Origin of the sequence: Bradyrhizobium liaoningense (assembly GCF_018130825.1) — a bacterium.
GTDB classification, from domain to species: Bacteria; Pseudomonadota; Alphaproteobacteria; order Rhizobiales; family Xanthobacteraceae; genus Bradyrhizobium; species Bradyrhizobium liaoningense_B.
Map to the genome: position 1 here is coordinate 369221 of NZ_JAFCJS010000002.1, position 17817 is coordinate 387037.

General features: G+C 64.8%; 21 protein-coding genes. 14 read left to right on the forward strand and 7 right to left on the reverse strand.

Translation table 11 applies throughout. The features are described from left to right. Positions 1-69: 69 nt before the first annotated feature. Positions 70-579 (reverse strand): MarR family winged helix-turn-helix transcriptional regulator, encoded by a 510-nt coding sequence (locus tag JQ603_RS10225; protein ID WP_212338991.1) that lies wholly within the window; start codon positions 577-579, stop codon positions 70-72. Positions 580-767: 188 nt separating this feature from the next. Between JQ603_RS10225 and JQ603_RS10230 the strand changes: the two genes are divergently transcribed. Together JQ603_RS10230 and JQ603_RS10235 are read left to right on the forward strand one after the other, a co-directional pair. Then, positions 768-983, forward strand: coding sequence for a hypothetical protein (locus JQ603_RS10230; RefSeq protein WP_212338994.1), 216 nt, complete (start codon positions 768-770; stop codon positions 981-983). 191 nt (positions 984-1174) lie between these two features. Continuing rightward, on the forward strand, positions 1175-1474 hold the full coding sequence (locus tag JQ603_RS10235) for a DUF2218 domain-containing protein (protein ID WP_212338997.1): 300 nt from the start codon (positions 1175-1177) through the stop codon (positions 1472-1474). Positions 1475-1477: 3 nt separating this feature from the next. Here the strand turns inward: JQ603_RS10235 and JQ603_RS10240 are convergent, their stop codons facing one another. Both JQ603_RS10240 and JQ603_RS10245 read right to left on the reverse strand, forming a co-directional pair. Then, positions 1478-2278, reverse strand: coding sequence for an ABC transporter substrate-binding protein (locus tag JQ603_RS10240; protein ID WP_212339001.1), 801 nt, complete (start codon positions 2276-2278; stop codon positions 1478-1480). A 10-nt stretch (positions 2279-2288) separates the two neighbouring features. Continuing rightward, a complete protein-coding gene (locus JQ603_RS10245; protein ID WP_212339005.1) occupies positions 2289-3266 on the reverse strand; it encodes a tripartite tricarboxylate transporter substrate binding protein in 978 nt (325 codons plus the stop codon). A 114-nt stretch (positions 3267-3380) separates the two neighbouring features. On the opposite strand from JQ603_RS10245, the gene JQ603_RS10250 reads away from it, so the two are divergent. From JQ603_RS10250 to JQ603_RS10285, 8 genes are all read left to right on the forward strand, one after another. Next, positions 3381-4091 (forward strand): TetR/AcrR family transcriptional regulator, encoded by a 711-nt coding sequence (locus JQ603_RS10250; protein WP_212339008.1) that lies wholly within the window; start codon positions 3381-3383, stop codon positions 4089-4091. Positions 4092-4166: 75 nt separating this feature from the next. Next, complete coding sequence (locus JQ603_RS10255) at positions 4167-5123, forward strand: amidohydrolase family protein (protein ID WP_212339011.1); 957 nt, start codon at positions 4167-4169, stop codon at positions 5121-5123. Then, positions 5123-6007, forward strand: coding sequence for an amidohydrolase family protein (locus JQ603_RS10260; protein ID WP_212339014.1), 885 nt, complete (start codon positions 5123-5125; stop codon positions 6005-6007). Before JQ603_RS10255 ends, JQ603_RS10260 begins: the two co-directional genes overlap by 1 nt. Then, entirely contained in the window at positions 6004-7305 is a 1302-nt protein-coding gene (dctA, locus tag JQ603_RS10265) for a C4-dicarboxylate transporter DctA (protein WP_212339017.1), read from the forward strand. The genes JQ603_RS10260 and dctA overlap by 4 nt, the downstream gene beginning before the upstream one ends. 69 nt (positions 7306-7374) lie before the next feature. Further along, positions 7375-8088: a PIG-L deacetylase family protein gene (locus JQ603_RS10270; protein ID WP_211403268.1), complete on the forward strand. Its 714-nt coding sequence runs from the start codon at positions 7375-7377 to the stop codon at positions 8086-8088. Further along, a complete protein-coding gene (locus JQ603_RS10275; RefSeq protein ID WP_212339021.1) occupies positions 8085-8768 on the forward strand; it encodes a 4-carboxy-4-hydroxy-2-oxoadipate aldolase/oxaloacetate decarboxylase in 684 nt (227 codons plus the stop codon). Before JQ603_RS10270 ends, JQ603_RS10275 begins: the two co-directional genes overlap by 4 nt. Before the next feature lie 24 nt (positions 8769-8792). Then, positions 8793-9662, forward strand: a complete 870-nt coding sequence (locus tag JQ603_RS10280; protein WP_212339024.1) for an ABC transporter substrate-binding protein — start codon at positions 8793-8795, stop codon at positions 9660-9662. Beyond that, on the forward strand, positions 9662-10585 hold the full coding sequence (locus JQ603_RS10285; RefSeq protein ID WP_212339026.1) for a DUF1932 domain-containing protein: 924 nt from the start codon (positions 9662-9664) through the stop codon (positions 10583-10585). Before JQ603_RS10280 ends, JQ603_RS10285 begins: the two co-directional genes overlap by 1 nt. 12 nt (positions 10586-10597) lie before the next feature. Here the strand turns inward: JQ603_RS10285 and JQ603_RS10290 are convergent, their stop codons facing one another. The 3 genes from JQ603_RS10290 to JQ603_RS10300 all read right to left on the reverse strand — a co-directional run bounded on the left by JQ603_RS10290 (position 10598) and on the right by JQ603_RS10300 (position 13597). Further along, positions 10598-10912 carry a hypothetical protein gene (locus tag JQ603_RS10290; RefSeq protein ID WP_212339027.1) on the reverse strand — a complete coding sequence of 105 codons (315 nt, stop codon included), beginning with the start codon at positions 10910-10912 and terminating at the stop codon, positions 10598-10600. 166 nt (positions 10913-11078) lie between these two features. After that, positions 11079-12284 (reverse strand): amidohydrolase family protein, encoded by a 1206-nt coding sequence (locus JQ603_RS10295; protein ID WP_212339028.1) that lies wholly within the window; start codon positions 12282-12284, stop codon positions 11079-11081. Positions 12285-12355: 71 nt separating this feature from the next. After that, positions 12356-13597: an amidohydrolase family protein gene (locus JQ603_RS10300; RefSeq protein WP_212339029.1), complete on the reverse strand. Its 1242-nt coding sequence runs from the start codon at positions 13595-13597 to the stop codon at positions 12356-12358. 148 nt (positions 13598-13745) lie between these two features. Here JQ603_RS10300 and JQ603_RS10305 point away from each other — a divergent pair, with 148 nt between their 5' ends. Then, positions 13746-14162: a nuclear transport factor 2 family protein gene (locus tag JQ603_RS10305; RefSeq protein ID WP_212339030.1), complete on the forward strand. Its 417-nt coding sequence runs from the start codon at positions 13746-13748 to the stop codon at positions 14160-14162. Here the strand turns inward: JQ603_RS10305 and JQ603_RS10310 are convergent. Then, positions 14159-14917, reverse strand: coding sequence for a GntR family transcriptional regulator (locus tag JQ603_RS10310; RefSeq protein WP_212339031.1), 759 nt, complete (start codon positions 14915-14917; stop codon positions 14159-14161). The two genes, JQ603_RS10305 and JQ603_RS10310, sit on opposite strands and share 4 nt — an antisense overlap. Positions 14918-15109: 192 nt before the next feature. Here JQ603_RS10310 and JQ603_RS10315 point away from each other — a divergent pair, with 192 nt between their 5' ends. The 3 genes from JQ603_RS10315 to JQ603_RS10325 are packed head-to-tail and all read left to right on the forward strand — an operon-like array spanning position 15110 to position 17814. Next, positions 15110-15973, forward strand: coding sequence for an ABC transporter ATP-binding protein (locus JQ603_RS10315; protein ID WP_212339032.1), 864 nt, complete (start codon positions 15110-15112; stop codon positions 15971-15973). Continuing rightward, positions 15973-16749, forward strand: a complete 777-nt coding sequence (locus tag JQ603_RS10320; RefSeq protein WP_212339035.1) for an ABC transporter permease — start codon at positions 15973-15975, stop codon at positions 16747-16749. Before JQ603_RS10315 ends, JQ603_RS10320 begins: the two co-directional genes overlap by 1 nt. A gap of 39 nt (positions 16750-16788) precedes the next feature. Continuing rightward, positions 16789-17814, forward strand: a complete 1026-nt coding sequence (locus JQ603_RS10325; RefSeq protein WP_212339038.1) for an ABC transporter substrate-binding protein — start codon at positions 16789-16791, stop codon at positions 17812-17814. The last annotated feature ends 3 nt before the right edge of the window (positions 17815-17817 follow it).

Here is a 17817-nt window from a genome sequence, read left to right on the forward strand (position 1 = left end):
ATGACGCTTTGTCCATGTTGTTGCGTTGATTTGCAGCAAACGGAGTCTGCGTAGCGTCGCAGGCGAATGCTAATCGTTCGCAGGTTCGAGCGTCGTCAGCAGCTTGTGCAGCAACCGCGTCGCGCGCTCGATGTCGGCGTCCGAGAGGCCGCCGCGCACCATTGTGTCGCCGTGCTCGAGAACGTCGGCCATGACGCGCTCGGCGAGCGTGCGGCCCTTGGCCGTCAGCCGGACCGGCTTGCTGCGCTTGTCTTCCGCGCCTTCCGCCCGCGTGATGAAGCCTCGCTCCTGCAGGGAATTGAGCACCTTGGTCAGTCCGCCCGACGAGATCAGGATCGCCGGGTAAAGCTCGGTCGGGATCATCTCGTACGGGGGAGCGACGCCGCGGAGCGTGATCAGCACCTCGAATTCCATGAATGACAGGTCGTGCGCGGCGATCTGCTGCGCGACGCCGTCGCGCATCAGGCTGTTCAGGCGATAGACGCGCACCATGAACTCGCCGACGGCGGTGACGGATTCGGGCCAATGCTTCTTCCTGATGCCGAGAAGCTTGTCCGCGGGATAGCGCGGTTCGGTCACGTTGCCTCCTGAGTTCATCTAACGAAGAGTTCATCGGTGGATGTCTTGCCAGAAAGATATCCGGGAGATATCTTCCTAGAAAGATAACTGATCGGCCGTTGTCGGTCGGCGAGAATCCGGACATGAGCCCGACGCGCGCGAGAAGCCGGCGCGCGAACGGGAGAGCCTTTGCCAAAACGGAGCATGACATGATCAAGCAATATCTGACGCTGACCTTGACCGCGGTGGTGATCCTGGCCGCGCCGGCGGCTTTCGCTGAAAACGGTCAGACCAGGACGACTGCCGCGGCCAAGGCGACCAAGCAGGCCACCGCACGGCAAGCTTTCGGGGCCGCGCCGGCCGGCACAAATTCCGCTGAAGCGGTTGCCATCGCTCGTCCGCCGGCTCAGCCCGGCGCCTGGTAATCCCGGAAACAGGGGGTGCCGAGTGGCGGGCCGGCCTTCCAGCCTGTCGGCAGCATTCTGCATGTCCGGCGACATCATCCGAAAACCCTCACGGCATCGTTAGCGGCTAATAGCTTGCTGGGAAGATACCTGCGGCCTACATCGCCGTGCAAGGCGGACGTCCCGACATCATCAGCCTGAAAGGGCATCCCATGAATCATTCCGTGGCCGAGATCGCCACCGACCGGGCCAGTATCTACCTCCAGCAGCTCTGCAAGCACTTTGCGCACAAGCTGCCGGTGGAGTTCACGCCGGAGCAGGGCACGATCCCGTTTTCAGTCGGGACGTGCCGGCTCGAAGCCGCGGCCGGCAAGCTCGTGCTCAGGGCGGACGCCGAGAATGCGGACCTCCTCAAGCAGGTCGAGGGCATTGTCGAGCGGCATCTCGTCCGCTTCGCCTTCCGCGATCCGCCGGAGATCGTCTGGCGGTCCGCGGAGCAGGCGGCGAGTTAGGGCCTACTCGCGTTTGGCCTTGATCGCGCCACGCAGGCCCGCCTGCTGCTGGATCGTGTCCAGCGCGCCGCTGGACTGTTCCTCCGTGACGAAGCGATTGAGCAGGGGAAGCGCGTCCTCGCGCCCCTTCGGGATCGCGATCGCCATGTGCTCCAGCCCCCAATTGCCGTCGAGGATTTTGGCGCCCGGCATCTGGTCGGACATCTCGAACAGCGTCGGCTTGTTGGTGGCGTAGAGATCGATCTCACCGCGGCCGAACATGGCGATGGTGACCTTGACGCTTTCGGCCGGAACGATGGTCGCATTCTTGAATTTTGCCGGCAGCGTCCGTTCCGAGGTCGAGCCCTTGGTGACGCCGATCTTCACGCCGGGCTTGTCGATGTCCTCGACTTTTGCGATCGGCGAATTCGCCGGGACGAGGAAGCCGAGTTCGATCGCCAGCACTGGCTGGGTGAACGTGACCTCGTTCGCGCGAGCGGGCGTGGCGTTGGTCACGGTGAAATCGATCTGGCCGTCGTGGATCGCGGTGACGATGTCGGCGACGCGCTGAAATCTGACATAGTCGACGCCGATTCCGAGCCGCTTTGCCAGCTCGCCGCCGAGATCATAGGCGAGGCCGTGCGGCTTGCCGGCGGCGTCCGTCACCATCGAGGTCGGGCTGCCCGGATAGATGCCGACGCGCAAGGTCCCACTTGGCGCGAGGAGCTTTGCCTCGCCATCGGCGCGCGCGGGCGGCGCGCCGATCAGGTTGATGATTGCAACCGCGAGCAGGGCGGTGCGCGCAAAGTGCCCAGAGGTCCTCATGGGAAGAGCCCTACTGCGCGCGGATGTTGGCGGCCTTCAGCACCGGCTCCCATTTGGTCGCCTCGGCACGCATATAGGCGTCGAAATCCTTGGCGGAGGAGCCGACGGGAGCTGCGCCGATCTTGCCGAGCGTCGACAGCACGTTTGCGTCCTGCAGCGCGGCCTTGAGGTCGGTCTCGAGCTTCGCGACGATCTCCGGCGGCATCTTGGCCGGACCAAGCACGCCCCACCAGACCGAGACGTCGTAGCCGGGCACGCCGGACTCCGCGACGGTTGGCACGTTCGGCAGGGCCTTGGAGCGCTCGGCCGAGGTCACCGCGAGCGCGCGCACCGGGCCGCCCTCGAGCTGGCCGATGGCTTCCGCAAGCGGATTGATGCTGAGCGGGATCTCGCCGGCGATCACGGCCGTCAGCGCCGGTGCGCCGCCCTTGTAGGGGATCGCGACGATCTTGGTGCCTGACATGTGTTTGAGCAGCTCGCCGGCAAGATGCGCCGAGGTGCCGTTGCCCGACATGCCGTAGGAGAGCTTGTCCGGCTCCTTCTTGGCCGCGGCGAGCAGATCGCCGAGCGTCTTGTAGGGGCTGTCCTTCGCCACCACGATCGCGAGCGGCGAGGAAGCGACTTCGGTGATCGCGGTGAAATCCTTGAACGTGTCGTAGGGCACGCTCGGATAGATGAACTGGTTGAGCGGATGGCCGCTGGCGACCAGGATCAGCGTGTAGCCGTCGGGTGCGGCCTGCGCCAGCGTCTGCGACGCCACGATGCCGCCGGCGCCGGGACGGTTGTCGATCACCGGCTGCTGGCCCCAGGTTTTTGCGAGTGCCTGTCCCAGCGTGCGGGCGAGGACGTCGACCGCACCGCCCGCGGCGTAGGGCACGAGGATGTGGACCGGCTTGCTCGGATAATTGTCGGCCTGCGCGGCGCTGCCCGCCAGCAGCAGACCGGCGCCCAGCATCAAGCCGGCGATCTTCTTGTTCAAACCCAGCATTCCCAGCACTCCTTGCGGGCATTCCGTCCCTGACGGCGGTCTCTGAGCCGCTCCGGACGATACCCATGGTTTTTGTTGACGAGACCTGATCTTTTGTACGATAGTACAAATCACATGGTACGCAAGCCCACCAGCAAGGAATCGGCCCGCAAGCCGAACATGCGCGAGGCGATCCTCGCCGCGGCCGAGGAGCTGTTTGCCACCAACGGCTTCAATGCCGTCTCGGTGCGCGACATCGCGCAGGCTGCCGGGGCCAATCCCGGCAGCGTCACCTATCATTTCAAGACCAAGGACGGCCTGCTGCTGGAGATCTACCGGCGGCATTGCGGGCCGATGAACCTGCGCCGTTCCGAGCTGCTCGCCGCCGCAAAACGCGTGCGTGATCTGCAGGACCGGCTGGAGGCGATCGTGCGCGCCTATGTGGTGCCGGCCTTCACCTCGGGCAGCGATCTCGCCGGCGGCGGGGCACGCTTCACGCGGTTGCGCGCGGTGATGTCGGCTGAGGGCAATGAAGTCGCGCGAAAAATCATCGCGCAGACCTTCGATGACACCAGCCACGCCTTCATCGACGCGATCCACGAGAGCCTGCCGCACATTCCGCGCACCGACATCGTCTGGCGCAGTCATTTCCTGCTCGGCGCACTCTATTACTCGCTGGTGACGCCGGACCGCGTCTCGCGCCTGTCGCGCGGCGAGGCCGACGGCAGCGACGCCGCGGGCGCCATCGAGCAATTGGTGCAGGCGACCGTCGCCGCATTCCAGGCGCCGGCGCTGGACCAGGCCGCACCGGCACGCCGGCGGCCGGTCGTCAGCAGCAAGACTTGAAAGAAACCGACCGAGGGGAGGCGCGTAACAGCGCTTTTGCTCGCAAGCGGGCCATGTAACAGGGTGCTTTAGGAAATGAACAGGCGGGAGTGCTTGCATCTCTTGACCGGATTGGCCGGTGCCGCGCTTGCGGGCGAGGCGCGCGCGCAAAGCGCTGAGAAGGCGATCCCGACGATCACGCCGCCGGACCCCAATCCCAAGACGCCGTCCTTCAAGCTGCCGGCGAAATCCTGCGATACCCATACGCATATCTTCGGGCCGGCGGCCCGCTATCCCTTCGCCGAGAAGCGGCCCTACAACACCGCCGATGCGCCGCTGGAGACGTTCCGCAGCGTGCACGAGAAGATCGGCGTCGAGCGCTGCGTGATCGTCAACGCCACCGTGCACGGCACCGACAATCGGGTCGTCACCGATGCCATCGCCCAGAGCGAAGGCGCCTACAAGGGCATCGCCAACGTCAGCGACGAGACGACCGAGAAGGAGCTTGCGGCGCTCGACAAGGGCGGCATCTGCGGCTGCCGCTTCGCCTTCCTCAAGCGCCTCGGCGGCGTTGGCGACATGACCAAGTTCCAGCGCATCGTGCATCGCGTCGCCGAGCTCGGCTGGCACATCGACGTCTATTTCGAGCCGGGCACGATTGCCGAATTCGCGCCCATCCTGACGGCGCTGCCGACGCCTTACGTGATCGATCACATGGGCACGGTGCAGGCGGGGAAGGGGTTAGATGATCCCGGCTTCACTGCGCTGCTCGATCTGCAGAAGAAGGACGAGAAGTGCTGGGTCAAGATCACGGGCCTGGAGCGCGCTTCCAGCACCGGCAAGCCGTTCCATGACGCCGTGCCGTTCGCGAAGGCGCTGATCGACAACGCGCCCGATCGCGTGCTCTGGGGCACCGACTGGCCGCATCCCAATGTCAAGGTCATGCCTGACGACGGCGAGATCGTCGACCTCATTCCTCTCTTCGCGCCCGATCCCAAGGTCCAACAAAAGCTGCTGGTCGACAATCCGGCGCGCCTGTTCAAGTTCACCTGATGACAATGATGTACACGCCGACCATCCCGCCGCCCGATCCGAACACGCGCACGCCGAAGTTCAAGCTGCCAAAACTGTCATGCGACGCGCATTGCCACATCTTCGGGCCCGGCTCGAAATATCCTTACGCGCCTGACCGTTCCTACACGCCGCCTGACGCGCCGCTGGAGGATTTCAGGGCGCTGCACGCCAAGCTCGGCGTGGAGCGTGCGGTGATCGTCAATGCCAGCGTGCACGGCACCGACAACACGGTGGCGCTCGATGCCATCGCCGAGAGCAATGGCGCCTATCGTGCGGTCGCCAATATCGACGACACCATCACCGAGCGCGAACTTCGCGTGCTGCATGAGGGCGGTTTCCGCGGCTGCCGCTTCAATTTCGTCCGCCATCTCGGCGGCGTTCCCGACAAGCGCGTGTTCGACCGCATCGTCGCGATGGTCACGCCGCTCGGCTGGCACATCGATCTGCATTTCGATGCGATCGACCTGCCTGAATATGCCGACATGCTGACCAGGCTGCCGCTGAGCTACACCATCGACCATATGGGCCGGGTGAAGGCCTCGGAGGGGCTCGACCAGCTTCCGTTCAAGATCCTGATCGAGCTGATGCAGCGCGACGAGAAGTGCTGGGTGAAGATCTGCGGGTCCGAGCGGGTCTCCTCAGCCGGTCCGCCCTTCACGGATGCGGTGCCGTTCGCGCGCAAAATCGTCGAGACCGCGCCCGACCGCGTCATCTGGGGCACCGACTGGCCGCATCCCAACGTCAAGGTGATGCCGAACGACGGCGACCTCGTCGACCTGATCCCGCTGTTCGCGCCGGAGCCGGAGTTCCAGCAAAAAATCCTGGTCGACAACCCCGCGCGCCTGTTCGAGTTCGACCGATGACGGCGATCACGATCGACAAGCCGCGCGGCCGCGCCTGGTGGAAGGAGCTCTGGATCCAGGTGCTCATCGCCATGGCGGCCGGCATCGCGCTTGGGATCGTGAGCCCCGAGGCGGGCGCCAAGATGCAGCCGCTCGGCGATGCCTTCATCAAGGCGATCCGGATGCTGATCGCGCCGATCATCTTCTGCACCGTCGTGCACGGCATCGCGCACATGGCCGACATGGCGCGGGTCGGGCGCGTTGCGGTGAAGGCGATCGTCTATTTCGAGATCATGACCACGATCGCGCTGATCATCGGGCTCGTGGCCGTGAACCTGATGCGGCCCGGCGTCGGCATGAACATCGACCCCGCCAGCATCAATGCCAGCGCGATCGAACCTTACGTCAAGCAGACCGGCGTCATCGGCTTCGTGCCGTTCCTGTTGAACATCGTGCCGGCCACGTTCATCGGCGCCTTTGCGGAAGGAAACATCCTCCAGGTGCTGTTCATTTCCGTGCTGTGCGGGTTCGCGCTGGTGCAGCTCGGCGAGAGGGCCGCGCCGCTGGTCCATCTGATCGACATCGCCGCCAAGATGGTGTTCGCGGTGGTCGGCTTCGTGATGTGGGCGGCGCCGATCGGCGCGTTCGGTGCCATTGCGTTCACGGTGGGAAAGTTCGGCGTGGGCTCGCTGGCCTCGCTCGGCAAGCTTCTCGGCGGCTTCTATCTGACTTGCCTGGTCTTCATCGTCGTGGCGCTCGGACCGGTGGCCCGGCTCTGCGGCTTCTCGCTGCTCAAGCTGATCCGTTACATCTGGGAGGAGCTGCTGATCTGCATCGCCACGACCTCGTCGGAGACGGTGCTGCCGCGGATGCTAACCAAGCTGGAGAAGGCCGGCTGCGAAAAGAGCGTGGTCGGGCTGGTGATCCCGACCGGCTATTCCTTCAACCTCGACGGCACCTGCCTCTACCTCGCGGCGGCCTCGGTATTCCTGGCGCAGGCGACCAACACGCCGTTCGGGCTCGCCGAGCAGATCGAGCTCTTGCTGATCCTGCTCGTGACCTCCAAGGGCGCGGCGGGAATCGCAGGCGCGGCCTTCGTCGTGCTGGCGGCGACGCTGTCGGCGACCGGCACCATTCCGGTGACCAGCGTGGCGCTGGTGCTCGGCATCCACCGCCTGATGTCGCAGGGGTTGACGCCGACCAATCTGATCGGGAACGCGGTTGCGACCATCGCGATTGCCAAATGGGAGGGCGCGCTCGACGGCGAGCGGTTGCAGCGCGTGCTCGATGGCGAGGAACCGGTGGCCGCTGCGGCGTGAAATGAACCTGCTGCCGGCATGAAGCAGTCGGCCTATGATGCTTACGAACGAAAGAGGGGAGTTTGTCCCATGAAAACAGGTCTTGTCGTCACCGCCCATCCCGGCGATTTCGTCTGGCGCGCCGGCGGCGCCATCGCGCTGCATGCGAAGAAGGGCTATCGCATGAAGATCGTGTGCATGTCCTTCGGCGAGCGTGGCGAGAGCCAGTTCGCCTGGAAGGAAAAGGGCGCGACGCTGGAATCGGTCAAGGCCGGCCGCAAGGACGAGGCGGAGCGGGCGGCCAAGCTGCTCGGTGCCGAGATCGAGTTCTTCGACTGCGGCGATTATCCGCTGAAGCTGACCGAAGCGCATTTCGACCGCATGGTCGATATCTACCGCGAGCTCAATCCGAGCTTCGTGCTGACGCATGCGCTGGAAGACCCCTATAATTTCGACCATCCGAACGCGGCGCATTTCGCCCAGGAAACGCGCGTGGTCGCGCAGGCGATGGGCCACAAGCCCGGCGCGCAGTACAAATATTCGGCGCCGCCGGTGTTCCTGTTCGAGCCGCACCAGCCCGAGCAGTGCAATTACAAGCCGGACACGATCCTCAAGATCGACGAGGTCTGGAAGGAGAAGTACGAGGCGTTCCAGATCCTCGCCGCGCAGAAGCACCTCTGGGGCTATTACGAGCGTGTCGCACTCAACCGCGGCATCCAGGGCAGCCGCAACACCGGCGTGCCCATGACCTATGGCGAGGCCTATCAGCGCCTGTTCCCGACCGTTGCGGAGGAATTGGCATGAAGCCCGTCGTCGTTCGCAACATCAAGCGTGCCGATCCCGCCGGCATGGCGGAGTACGGCGTCTCGACCGTGCACGAGGCCTATGGCCGCCTCGGCCTGATGAAGCCTTATCTGCGTCCCGTCTGGGCGGGTGCGTCGATCGCCGGTCCCGCCGTCACCGTGCTGGCGCAGCCCGGCGACAACTGGATGATCCATGTCGCGGTCGAGCAGTGCAAAAAAGGCGACATCCTCGTCGTCGGCTGCACCACCGACAATACCGACGGCATGTTCGGCGAGCTGCTCGCGACCTCACTGCAGGCGCGCGGCGTGCAGGGGCTGATCATCGATGCCGGCTGCCGCGACGTCAAAGCGCTGCACGAGATGAACTTTCCGGTGTGGTCGCGCGCGGTCTCGGCCAAGGGCACGGTCAAGGCCACGCTCGGCTCGGTCAACATCCCCGTGGTTTGCGCCGGCGTCAACGTCGATCCCGGCGACATCATCGTCGCCGATGACGACGGCGTCGTGGTGGTGCCGAAGCGCTATGCGACCGAAGTCGCCGAGAAGGCGAAGAAGCGCAACGCGGACGAGGGCGGCAAGCGCAAGCGGCTGGCTTCGGGCGAACTCGGCCTCGACATGTACAGCATGCGCGAGGCGTTGGCGAAGGCCGGCCTCGTCTATGTCGAAAATCCCGAGGATGTCTAAAGCGAAGACAAGCGGAGCGGGCGGATGGATCGTCTCAAGCTGAAGGCCGTGCTCGGCAGTCACCCCCATGTCCAGGCGGTGAAGAGCGGCGTGCTCCGCTCCGACCTCTTCGATCTCGACTTCATCGAGTACACGCCGACCAACACCGCGTTCAAGCCGATGGTGCGCGAGCAGGCCTTCGACGTCTGCGAGATGGCGATCGTCACTTACCTGATGGCGAAAGCCCACGGCAAGCCGCTGGTGCTGCTGCCGGCGACCATGATGGGCCGCTTCCAGCATTCCTATGCGCTGTACAATCCCGCCCGGGGAACGCTGGGGCCGTCCGATCTCGAAGGCAAGCGGGTCGGCATCCGCTCGTTCACGACCACGACGGGCGCCTGGATCAGAGGCATCCTCGCCAACGACTACGGCGTCAATCTCGACAAGATCCGCTGGATCACGTTCGAGGATCCGCATGTTGCCGAATATGTCGACACCACCGAGCGTGCGCCGAAAGATAAGAAGGTATTGCAGATGCTGCTCGACGGCGAACTCGACGCCGTGCTCGGCGAGACCTCCAACGATCCCAAGCTGAAGCCGCTGTTCCCCGATCCGGCCGCGGAGGCGGCGAAGTGGTACGAACGCCGCGGCGTCGTCCCGGTCAATCATCTCGTGGTCGTGACCGAGCAGCTCGCGAAATCGCGTCCTGACGTGGTTGCGGGCGTCTATGATCTGCTCAAGCGGAACAAGGAGCAGGCGGGGCCCGCGGCGACGCCCGACCTCGTTCCGTTCGGGATCGAAGCCAACAGGAAACCGCTCGAGCTCATCGTCGACTATGCATTCCAGCAGGCGCTGATCCCGCGCCGCTATGCGGTCGAAGAACTGTTCGACGCGACGACGCGAGGATTGAACTGATGGCAGGTGATCCCAGGCGCTGGCAGATCGGACTGGTCGGCTATGGCGAGGTCGGCCGTATCCTGGCCGAGGATTTGCGCCAGCAGGACATCAAGGTCTCGGCCTATGACATCAAGCTCGGCGGCGAGCAGGGCGCGCCGCTGAAGGAGCATGCGGCCAAGTTCGGAGTGACGCTCGCCGCCTCTCATGCCGAGCTGACCGCGAAATCCGATTTCATCATCTCTGCCGTCACCGCAAGCCAGGCCGTCCCCGTCGCCACGGCCTGCGCGAGCGCGATCAACCAGGGCACCTGGTTCCTCGATTTCAACTCGGCCTCTCCAGGTGGCAAGCAGCGCGCCGCGGCACTTATCGATGGCGCTGATGGCCGCTATGTCGAGGGCGCGGTGATGACCTCGGTGCCGCCATATCGCATCAAGGTGCCGCTGCTGCTCGGTGGGCCCGGCGCGAGGGAGCTGGAGCCGCTGCTGAACGCGATCGGCTTTGCGGCGAAGGTTGCCAGCGACAAGCTGGGTGTGTCCTCGGCGGTGAAGATGTGCCGCAGCATCATGATCAAGGGCCTCGAGGCCATGGTCATCGAGAGTTTCACCACCGCGCGCGCCTATGGTGTCGAAGATGCCGTGCTGGCGTCACTCACCGAGACATTCCCCGCCATCAACTGGGAGAAGCAGGGCGCCTACTTCTTCCAGCGCGTGATCGAGCACGGGCGCCGCCGGGCCGAGGAGGTGCGGGAGGTCGCCGAGACCGTGCGCGAGGCGGGACTGACGCCGTGGTCGGCGCAGGGCACGGCCGAGCGGCAGGCCTGGGTGGCCGATCTCGCCGATGAGGGGCTGTTCGGACCCAAGGGGACCAGGGAGTTTGCCCGCAGCGCGGACTGGCGTACCGAAGCGGATCGGATCCTCGCGAAGATCAACCGCGCGAAATAGGGCGGCTCCGGCTCAGGATTTCGCCGCGCAACAGCCCGTGAGCTCGTCGCGGGCGCGGTCGATCAAATCGATCAGGTTTTTGGCCTGCCGGACGACTTCGGTCGTGCGCTCAGTGCGGAATTCGGCAAGGATCATGCGAATGCACTTGTCGGCGGTCTCGAGCGTCCACAGCATGCGGGCCATCTCGTCCTCGGAGCGGACCGCCGCGATATCGAGGCCAGACAGGACTTCGCCGATACCATTCAGTCGCTTGATGGCGGTCTCGGCGGGCGTCCCGGCCCGAACGGAGCGAGAATTGATGCTGCTGAATGCGCTGAACACGTCCATGCTTCCCGGTTGAATGCAGACATCAGTGCGGTCTCACTAAGACCGGCACCGCGGGACTTGCATTGCGTGCAGCTATCGGGGAATCGGAGAGAATCTACTATCCGGGAGAGTACCGGATTCGGAATTTTGGAACGGCGAACGGTAATGGAGTGAAGGTTGCTGCGGGTTAGCCCGACTTTCGCGCAATCCTGCCATGCGCGGCGACAAGCCTGCCTTCCTTATAGACGGAGCGCCCCTGCGGTACGGCGACGATGGCCTCGGGCACGTGCTCCGCATTGAGCGTCACGAAGTCGGCCTTCGCCCCGACCTGCAGGCCGTAGCCTTCCAGCCGCAGTGCCTTGGCACCCGATGCGGTGACGACGTCGAATGCGGCGCGCAGTTCCTCGTCGATATTGAAGCCGGAGCGATAGCCGAGCGTCGTCGCCCGCCGCAGCATGTCGCCATCGCCATAGGGCCACCAGGAATCGCGGATGTTGTCGTTGCCGCTGAAGACGGTGACCCCGGCCTTGCGCAGGGCAAGGATCGGCGGAAACGGCCGCGCGCCCGGCGCGTTGGTCATGATCGCGACGCCGGAGCGGGCGAGAACATCCGCGATCTTCTTGAGGTAGTCTGCCGTGATATCGCCGAGCCCGTAGGCATGGCTGACCGCCACGTGGCCCTCCATGCCGAGCGCGCGCGTGCGCGCCGCGATCTGCTCGATCTCGAAGGCGCCGAGTGTACCCATGTCGTGCAGGTGGATGTCGACATCGACGCCGCGCCTGCCGGCGACGCCAAACACGACGTCGAGATGCTTCTCGACGTCGCGATCGAAACTCGCAGGGTCAAGCCCGCCGACGAGGTTGGCGCCGAGACCAATGGCTTCGTCGAGCAGTTGCGGGGTGCCCGGGCTCGACAGGATTCCGCTCTGGGGAAAGGCGACGAGCTGGATGTCGATCAGGCCTTTGTATTCCTCGCGCACGCGCAGGATCGTTTCGAGCGATTTCAGGCCGACCGAACCGTCGACCATGACGTGGCTGCGCATCTGCGTGGTACCATGGCCGATGCAGAGATCGAGTTGGTTGCGCGCGCGCACGTCCATCGGCGCTGACACGGCCATGTTCTCGGCCTGGAAGGCGACGCGCTCATGCACGTTGAAGCCGTCAGTGCACGGCTTGTGTGGCCGCCAGGCGTCGCCATAGAAGCTGGTGTCGAGATGGATGTGGCCCTCGACGAAGCCGGGAACGACGAGCGCATCCTTGAGGTCGACCGTCTCGGCGCCGGCCGGCGGCTGGTCAGCAGGTGCAATCGCAGCGATGCGGCCGTTCGTGACCGCGATGTGCTGGCGGGTGCCGCCATCGAAGCGCGCGTTCAGGAAGATTGTGTCGAAGGCCATTTGGGTTCCTCCGTCGATTGATCGCGGTGATCCTCGCGCAGGCGGCGACGATGGCGCAAGACGTGGGTCGATCAGTTCTGGGGGCGGAACAGCATGGCCCTTTGCCGCGCAAAGGTCTGCCGGCCACCCCTAAAGCCCATCATGACGTCAGGCAGCTCGGCGATGGCAAAGCGGCTGTCCCTGGTATCGAGCACGATGAGGTCGGCGGGATTGCCGACCTTGATGCCGTAATCACCGAGGTTCATCAGCCGCGCCGGCAGGTCAGTGACGAGGTCGAGGCAGGTGTCGAAGTCGCTGACCGAGGCGTGCGCGACATTGGCGTAGAAGTTCGCCATCCGCAGCAGCGAGGCATCGCCGAACGGCGTGAAGGGATTGAGCACGTTGTTGGTCGCGACCGAGCACAGCACGCCATCGCCGGCGAGCTTGTGGGCGAGCGTCAGCCCGCGCGGCGCATTGTGGGTGGCCTCGCGCCCCATCAGGTAGAGATCGGTCGCGGGCAGCACCGTGACGGCAACGCCTGCTTTGGCCAGTTGCGCGGTGGCGGCTTTCATCCGCTCCGGCGGCAATGCCGAGAGTTTTGTGGCATGGCCGATCGCCACGCGTCCGCCGTAGTTGCGCCGCTCGGTGAGGCGGCAGACCTCGTCGAGGTGCCACCAGGAGGGATCGAGATCGAAGTCGAGATGGAGATCGACGTCCATGTCGAATTCCTCAGCGAGATCGAAGATGCGCGCGAGATGGGCGTTCGGGTCGGTGTCCATGTAGGGACAGCCGCCGATGACCTCGCCGCCGTTGCGCAGCGCCTGGATCAGCAGGTCCTCGGCACCGGGATCGTTGGTGAGGCCTTCCTGCGGGAAGACGCAGAGTTCGAGATCGATCGCCCAGGCGTAGTCACGCTTGAGCGCCTGCACCGCCTCGAAGCCGCGCAGGCCAATGCGCGGGTCAATTTCAACATGTGTGCGCATGCGCGTCGTGCCGTGCACGATTGCCCGCTCCAGCACGCGAGCGCCGCGTGCGTAGACGTCCTCGACCGTGAAATCCTTCTTCATGCCGGCGACGGCGCGGATCGCCTCCGAGACACTGCCGTGATCGTGCCCGCAGCGGCCGAGCAGGCAGGCCTTGTCGAGATGGATGTGGGTGTCGACGAAGCCGGGCAGGGCAAGGTGGCCGCCGACATCGACCTCGACGGTCTCGCAGGCGAGCTTTGGCGCGATCGCGGCGATACGTCCGTCCTTCACGCCGATATCGACGGGTGCGGCGGATGAGCGCAACAGCGCGTTGCGGAAGATCAGGTCGAGGGCGGCTTGGGTGGTCATGGCGCGGATTCAGCTGTGGTAGTCTAGCGAAAGCTGAGGGGGCGGGCAGCTCCAGATTGTGTGCAGTCGAGGCATCAGATTGTCCAAAAAATATGCATGCACTTTGGGGGCCGAATTGTAGAATGCCGGCACTTTCGGAGAATTCGCCATGTCCGCTCCCGCCAAAGCCGAACGCCCGATGACCGACGCCGAGATCGTGGAGGCCTACCTGACGGCCTCGATGATACCCGATCCCGACGCCGCCGCGGCCTACATGAAGCCGGGCACGGTGATCACGTTCACCGGCGGGCGCGAGTTCGACCATCCGCGCGGGCCGACCGGCTTCAACGCCAAACGCTACCGCTGGGTCAAGAAGAAGATGGACCGGTTCGACGTCTGCCCCGGCGCCGACGAGACCGTCGTCTACAGCGTCGGCACGCTCTATGGCGAGTGGATGGACGGCACCCCGTTCGAGGGCAATCGCTATGTCGATCGGTTCGTCGTGAGGGGCGGGCAGATCGTCAAGATGGATGTCTGGAACGACAGCGCCGAGCGCATCCTCGTTCAGCGCGGCATTGAAACCTAGCCTCTTCGCGCGACTTTCGGCAGCTTGACGACGCGGTCGCCCGTCACCTCGTCGGCGTAGGGCGCGAGAATATCGAGGAGATCACGGCCGCGCTGCGGAGTGGGGGCGACCAGCGCGCGATTGGCCACGGAATCCAGGTGATGATGCATCAAGTCCATCACCTTGGCCTCGTCGCCCTTGGCAAGCGCTGAGATGATGGCGCGGTGCTCGTTGATGGCGCATTCGGTGGAATGCGGCCGGCTGTAGAGCGACAGGGTCAGGCAGCAGCGATAGGCGACCTCGCTGACATAGCGCACCAGGATCGGGCTGTTCGTCATGTGCGCGAGCAGGATGTGGAATTCGGTCGCGAGGCGGATCGAGACCGCATCCGTGCCGCCGCGGGCGCGATCCTCGGCATCGACATGGGCATTCAGCTCGGCGATCTGCGCCTTGGTCAGCTTGCCCGCGAGCTGACGGACGACGAGGCGCTCGAGCTCGATGCGGATGTCGAAGGCATCGCGCGCCTCCTGCCAGCTCGGCGTCGCCACCACCGCGATCCGGTTGCGGCGGAGCTCGACGAGGCCTTCCGCGGCGAGCTGCCCCAGCGCGTGACGGGCAATGGTGCGGCTGACGCCGAAGCGTTCGCCGAGCGCATCCTCCGGCAGCTTGGCGCCGGGCTCTAGCGCCTGCTCGATGATGGCGCGCCGGAGCGCGCGGCAGATCACGCTGACCTTGTCCGACGATTCAGAAGTCTTGCTGCTTGCGCGCGCCGCCATCGGCGAATCCTTGAGGGGAGGGTCGAAACCACTCTTTAGCACGGCCCTTCGCCAATTCCGCGCTCCAATTGCATGCAGTTTGGTGTCCGGATTGCCTAAATGGAATCCGCTCAATCGGCGGCTCATTTGGCCAATCCATTGATTTTGCGGGAGGCGACCGCTGGCATTCAGCTTGCATGCACTTTTGCTGTGATGCGCATGCAACCCAATATCCAGTTTGACGGCCAGCCCGTTCCCGAAGGGGCTGCCGCGACCGCCATCGAGCTGTCCGAGGCCTCCGTGACCTTCGGACGCGGCGACCGCGCCGTGCCCGCGCTGGCGAAGACCAGCTTGAGGATCGCCGACGGCGAGTTTGTCGCACTGGTCGGCCCGTCCGGATGCGGCAAATCGACCATTTTGCGTCTCGTCAGCGGCCTGGTGCAGCCGACCAGCGGCGTCGTCATCGTCGGCGGGCGCGAGGTTGCGGCGCGGGCGATGCGGGTCGGCATGGCCTTCCAGAACCCGACCATGCTGCCGTGGATGACGATCGAGCGGAACATCATGCTGCCGCTGAAGATCGTCGAGCCGTTCCGCTCGAACTTCCGCAGGCTGCGCAAGACCGAGTTTCGCGACAAGGCCAACGCGCTGCTGGAGCAGGTCGGCCTCAAGGGCTTTGGCAATCGTTATCCCTGGCAGCTCTCCGGCGGCATGCTCCAGCGCGCCAATCTCTGCCGCGCGCTGATCCACGAGCCGCGCATGCTGCTGCTCGATGAGCCGTTCGGCGCGCTCGACCAGTTCACCCGCGAGGAGCTGTGGGCGATCCTCCAGAACCTCTGGATGACGCACAAGCCGACCGTGCTGCTGGTCACGCATGATCTGCGCGAGGCCGGCTTCCTTGCGAGCCGCATCTGCGTGATGAGCGCACGTCCCGGCCGCATCCTCGACGACAGCCGCGTCGAGTTCGCGCGCCCGCGCACCGTCGCCATGACCTTCGAGCCGGATTTCGTCGCGCTGAACCAGAAGCTGCGCGCCTTCATCGAGGATGCGCGCAGCGCGGCCCAGCAGGGAGCAGGCTGATGTTCGGGATCGATATCAGGCAGAAGGCGTGGTCGGCGGGACTGATCGTGCTGTTCTTCGTCGCCTGGGAGCTGTTCTGCCTGATGACGGGCATGTCGGACCTGGTGCTGCCGCGGCCCTCGCAGGTGTTCGTGACGCTGGTCCAGCGCTTTCCGGTGCTGTGGCCGCACATCGTGCAGACGCTCGCCACCACCATGTTCGGCTTCGTCCTTGGCGTTGCGCTCGGCGTCGCCCTTGGCGCGATCATCGGCGTGTCGAAGACGGCCTATGACACCTGCTATCCGCTGCTGATCGGCTTCTCCTCGATCCCCAAGGTCGCGGTGGTGCCGATCTTCGTGCTGTGGTTCGGCTCCGGCACCGTGCCGGCGGTGCTGACGGCGCTGTCGATCTGCTTCTTCCCGATCGTCGTCAACATCGCGACGGGCTTGGCGACCACCGAGCCCGAGCTCGAGGACGTCCTGAAGGCGCTGGGCGCCAGCAAGCTCGACATCCTCTGGAATGTCGGCCTGCCCAGGACCATGCCCTTCTTCTTCGCCTCGCTGAAGGTCGCGATCTCCTACGCCTTTGTCGGCGCGGTGCTGTCGGAGACGGTCGCCTCCAACCGCGGCATCGGAAATGTCATGATGACCGCGTCCTCCAATTTCAACGTGCCACTGGTGTTCGCCGGCCTGTTCGTGCTCGCCGGCCTCGGCGTCGCGCTTTACGTCGTGTTCTCGCTGATCGAGGGACAGGTCACCGGCTGGGCCACGCGCAAGAACGACGTGATCGCCACCTGAAGTCTTGAACCGTCACGCAACGAAGCTGAGGAGGTCTCGATGTTGAGAAAAGTAACTGCCGCGCTGCTGGGATTGGCCCTGTCCGCGGGCGCGGCTAGCGCCGAGGACATCACGATCAAGTTCACGCTGGGCTGGAAAACCCAGGGCAGCGATGCCGCGTTCTTCTATGCCAAGGACAACGGCTACTTCAAGGATGAGGGCCTCAACGTCGTCATCGACCAGGGCGAGGGCTCCGGCGCCACCGTCACGCGCGTGATGTCCGGCGCCTATGACGCCGGCTTCGGCGACGTCAACGCCATCATCCAGAACGCCTCGACCAAGCCGCAGGAGGCACCCGTCATGGTCTACATGATGTGGAACCAGCCGCCGTTCGCGATCGTCGCCAAGAAGACCAGTGGCATCAACACCATCAAGGACTTCGAGGGCCACACCCTCGGCGGCGCGCAGGGTACGCCGACGACGCGCCTGTTGCCGGTGTTCACGCGCAAGAACGGGCTCGACGGCGAGAAGATCAAGATCTCCAACATGGCGCCGAACCTGCAGGAGCCGATGCTGATCAAGGGCGACATCGATGCTGCGCTCGTCTTCAACATCACCAGCTATTTCAACCTGGTGCTCAACCGCCAGGACCCGGACAAGGATTTTAAATGGTTCTCCTTCGGTGAGTACGGCCTCGATCTCTACTCCAACGGCGTGATGGTCTCGAAGAAGCTGATCGCGTCGAACCCGAAGGCGGTGGCCGGCCTCGTCCGCGCCATCAACAAGGGCGCGATCGCGGTCGCCAAGGACCAGAATGCCGGTATGAAGGCGGCGCTGAACTACGACAACCTCATCAATGCCGATGTCGAGAAGCGCCGGCTGCAATATTCCTTCGAGAAGCTGATCGTCTCGCCCGAGATGAAGGAGATCGGCATCGGCGACATCAAGGACGACCGCATGACCCGCGCCATCGGCATCGTGGTCGAGGGCTATCAGCTCGCCCGCGCGCCGACGCCGGCCGAGGTGTTCTCGCGCGAATTCCTGCCGCCGCGCGCGGAGCGGGAGCTGGTGTATACTGCCAACTGATCT

What these genes read in the sequence shown, in the direction of transcription:
- JQ603_RS10290 (WP_212339027.1), bottom strand. Translation starts at nt 10,912, where the DNA reads ATGGACGTGTTCAGCGCATTCAGCAGCATCAATTCTCGCTCCGTTCGG.
- JQ603_RS10325 (WP_212339038.1), top strand. Translation starts at nt 16,789, where the DNA reads ATGTTGAGAAAAGTAACTGCCGCGCTGCTGGGATTGGCCCTGTCCGCG.
- JQ603_RS10255 (WP_212339011.1), top strand. Translation starts at nt 4,167, where the DNA reads ATGAACAGGCGGGAGTGCTTGCATCTCTTGACCGGATTGGCCGGTGCC.
- JQ603_RS10315 (WP_212339032.1), top strand. Translation starts at nt 15,110, where the DNA reads ATGCGCATGCAACCCAATATCCAGTTTGACGGCCAGCCCGTTCCCGAA.
- dctA (WP_212339017.1), top strand. Translation starts at nt 6,004, where the DNA reads ATGACGGCGATCACGATCGACAAGCCGCGCGGCCGCGCCTGGTGGAAG.
- JQ603_RS10300 (WP_212339029.1), bottom strand. Translation starts at nt 13,597, where the DNA reads ATGACCACCCAAGCCGCCCTCGACCTGATCTTCCGCAACGCGCTGTTG.
- JQ603_RS10260 (WP_212339014.1), top strand. Translation starts at nt 5,123, where the DNA reads ATGACAATGATGTACACGCCGACCATCCCGCCGCCCGATCCGAACACG.
- JQ603_RS10285 (WP_212339026.1), top strand. Translation starts at nt 9,662, where the DNA reads ATGGCAGGTGATCCCAGGCGCTGGCAGATCGGACTGGTCGGCTATGGC.
- JQ603_RS10245 (WP_212339005.1), bottom strand. Translation starts at nt 3,266, where the DNA reads ATGCTGGGTTTGAACAAGAAGATCGCCGGCTTGATGCTGGGCGCCGGT.
- JQ603_RS10310 (WP_212339031.1), bottom strand. Translation starts at nt 14,917, where the DNA reads ATGGCGGCGCGCGCAAGCAGCAAGACTTCTGAATCGTCGGACAAGGTC.
- JQ603_RS10250 (WP_212339008.1), top strand. Translation starts at nt 3,381, where the DNA reads ATGGTACGCAAGCCCACCAGCAAGGAATCGGCCCGCAAGCCGAACATG.
- JQ603_RS10305 (WP_212339030.1), top strand. Translation starts at nt 13,746, where the DNA reads ATGTCCGCTCCCGCCAAAGCCGAACGCCCGATGACCGACGCCGAGATC.
- JQ603_RS10270 (WP_211403268.1), top strand. Translation starts at nt 7,375, where the DNA reads ATGAAAACAGGTCTTGTCGTCACCGCCCATCCCGGCGATTTCGTCTGG.
- JQ603_RS10235 (WP_212338997.1), top strand. Translation starts at nt 1,175, where the DNA reads ATGAATCATTCCGTGGCCGAGATCGCCACCGACCGGGCCAGTATCTAC.
- JQ603_RS10275 (WP_212339021.1), top strand. Translation starts at nt 8,085, where the DNA reads ATGAAGCCCGTCGTCGTTCGCAACATCAAGCGTGCCGATCCCGCCGGC.
- JQ603_RS10320 (WP_212339035.1), top strand. Translation starts at nt 15,973, where the DNA reads ATGTTCGGGATCGATATCAGGCAGAAGGCGTGGTCGGCGGGACTGATC.
- JQ603_RS10240 (WP_212339001.1), bottom strand. Translation starts at nt 2,278, where the DNA reads ATGAGGACCTCTGGGCACTTTGCGCGCACCGCCCTGCTCGCGGTTGCA.
- JQ603_RS10295 (WP_212339028.1), bottom strand. Translation starts at nt 12,284, where the DNA reads ATGGCCTTCGACACAATCTTCCTGAACGCGCGCTTCGATGGCGGCACC.
- JQ603_RS10280 (WP_212339024.1), top strand. Translation starts at nt 8,793, where the DNA reads ATGGATCGTCTCAAGCTGAAGGCCGTGCTCGGCAGTCACCCCCATGTC.
- JQ603_RS10230 (WP_212338994.1), top strand. Translation starts at nt 768, where the DNA reads ATGATCAAGCAATATCTGACGCTGACCTTGACCGCGGTGGTGATCCTG.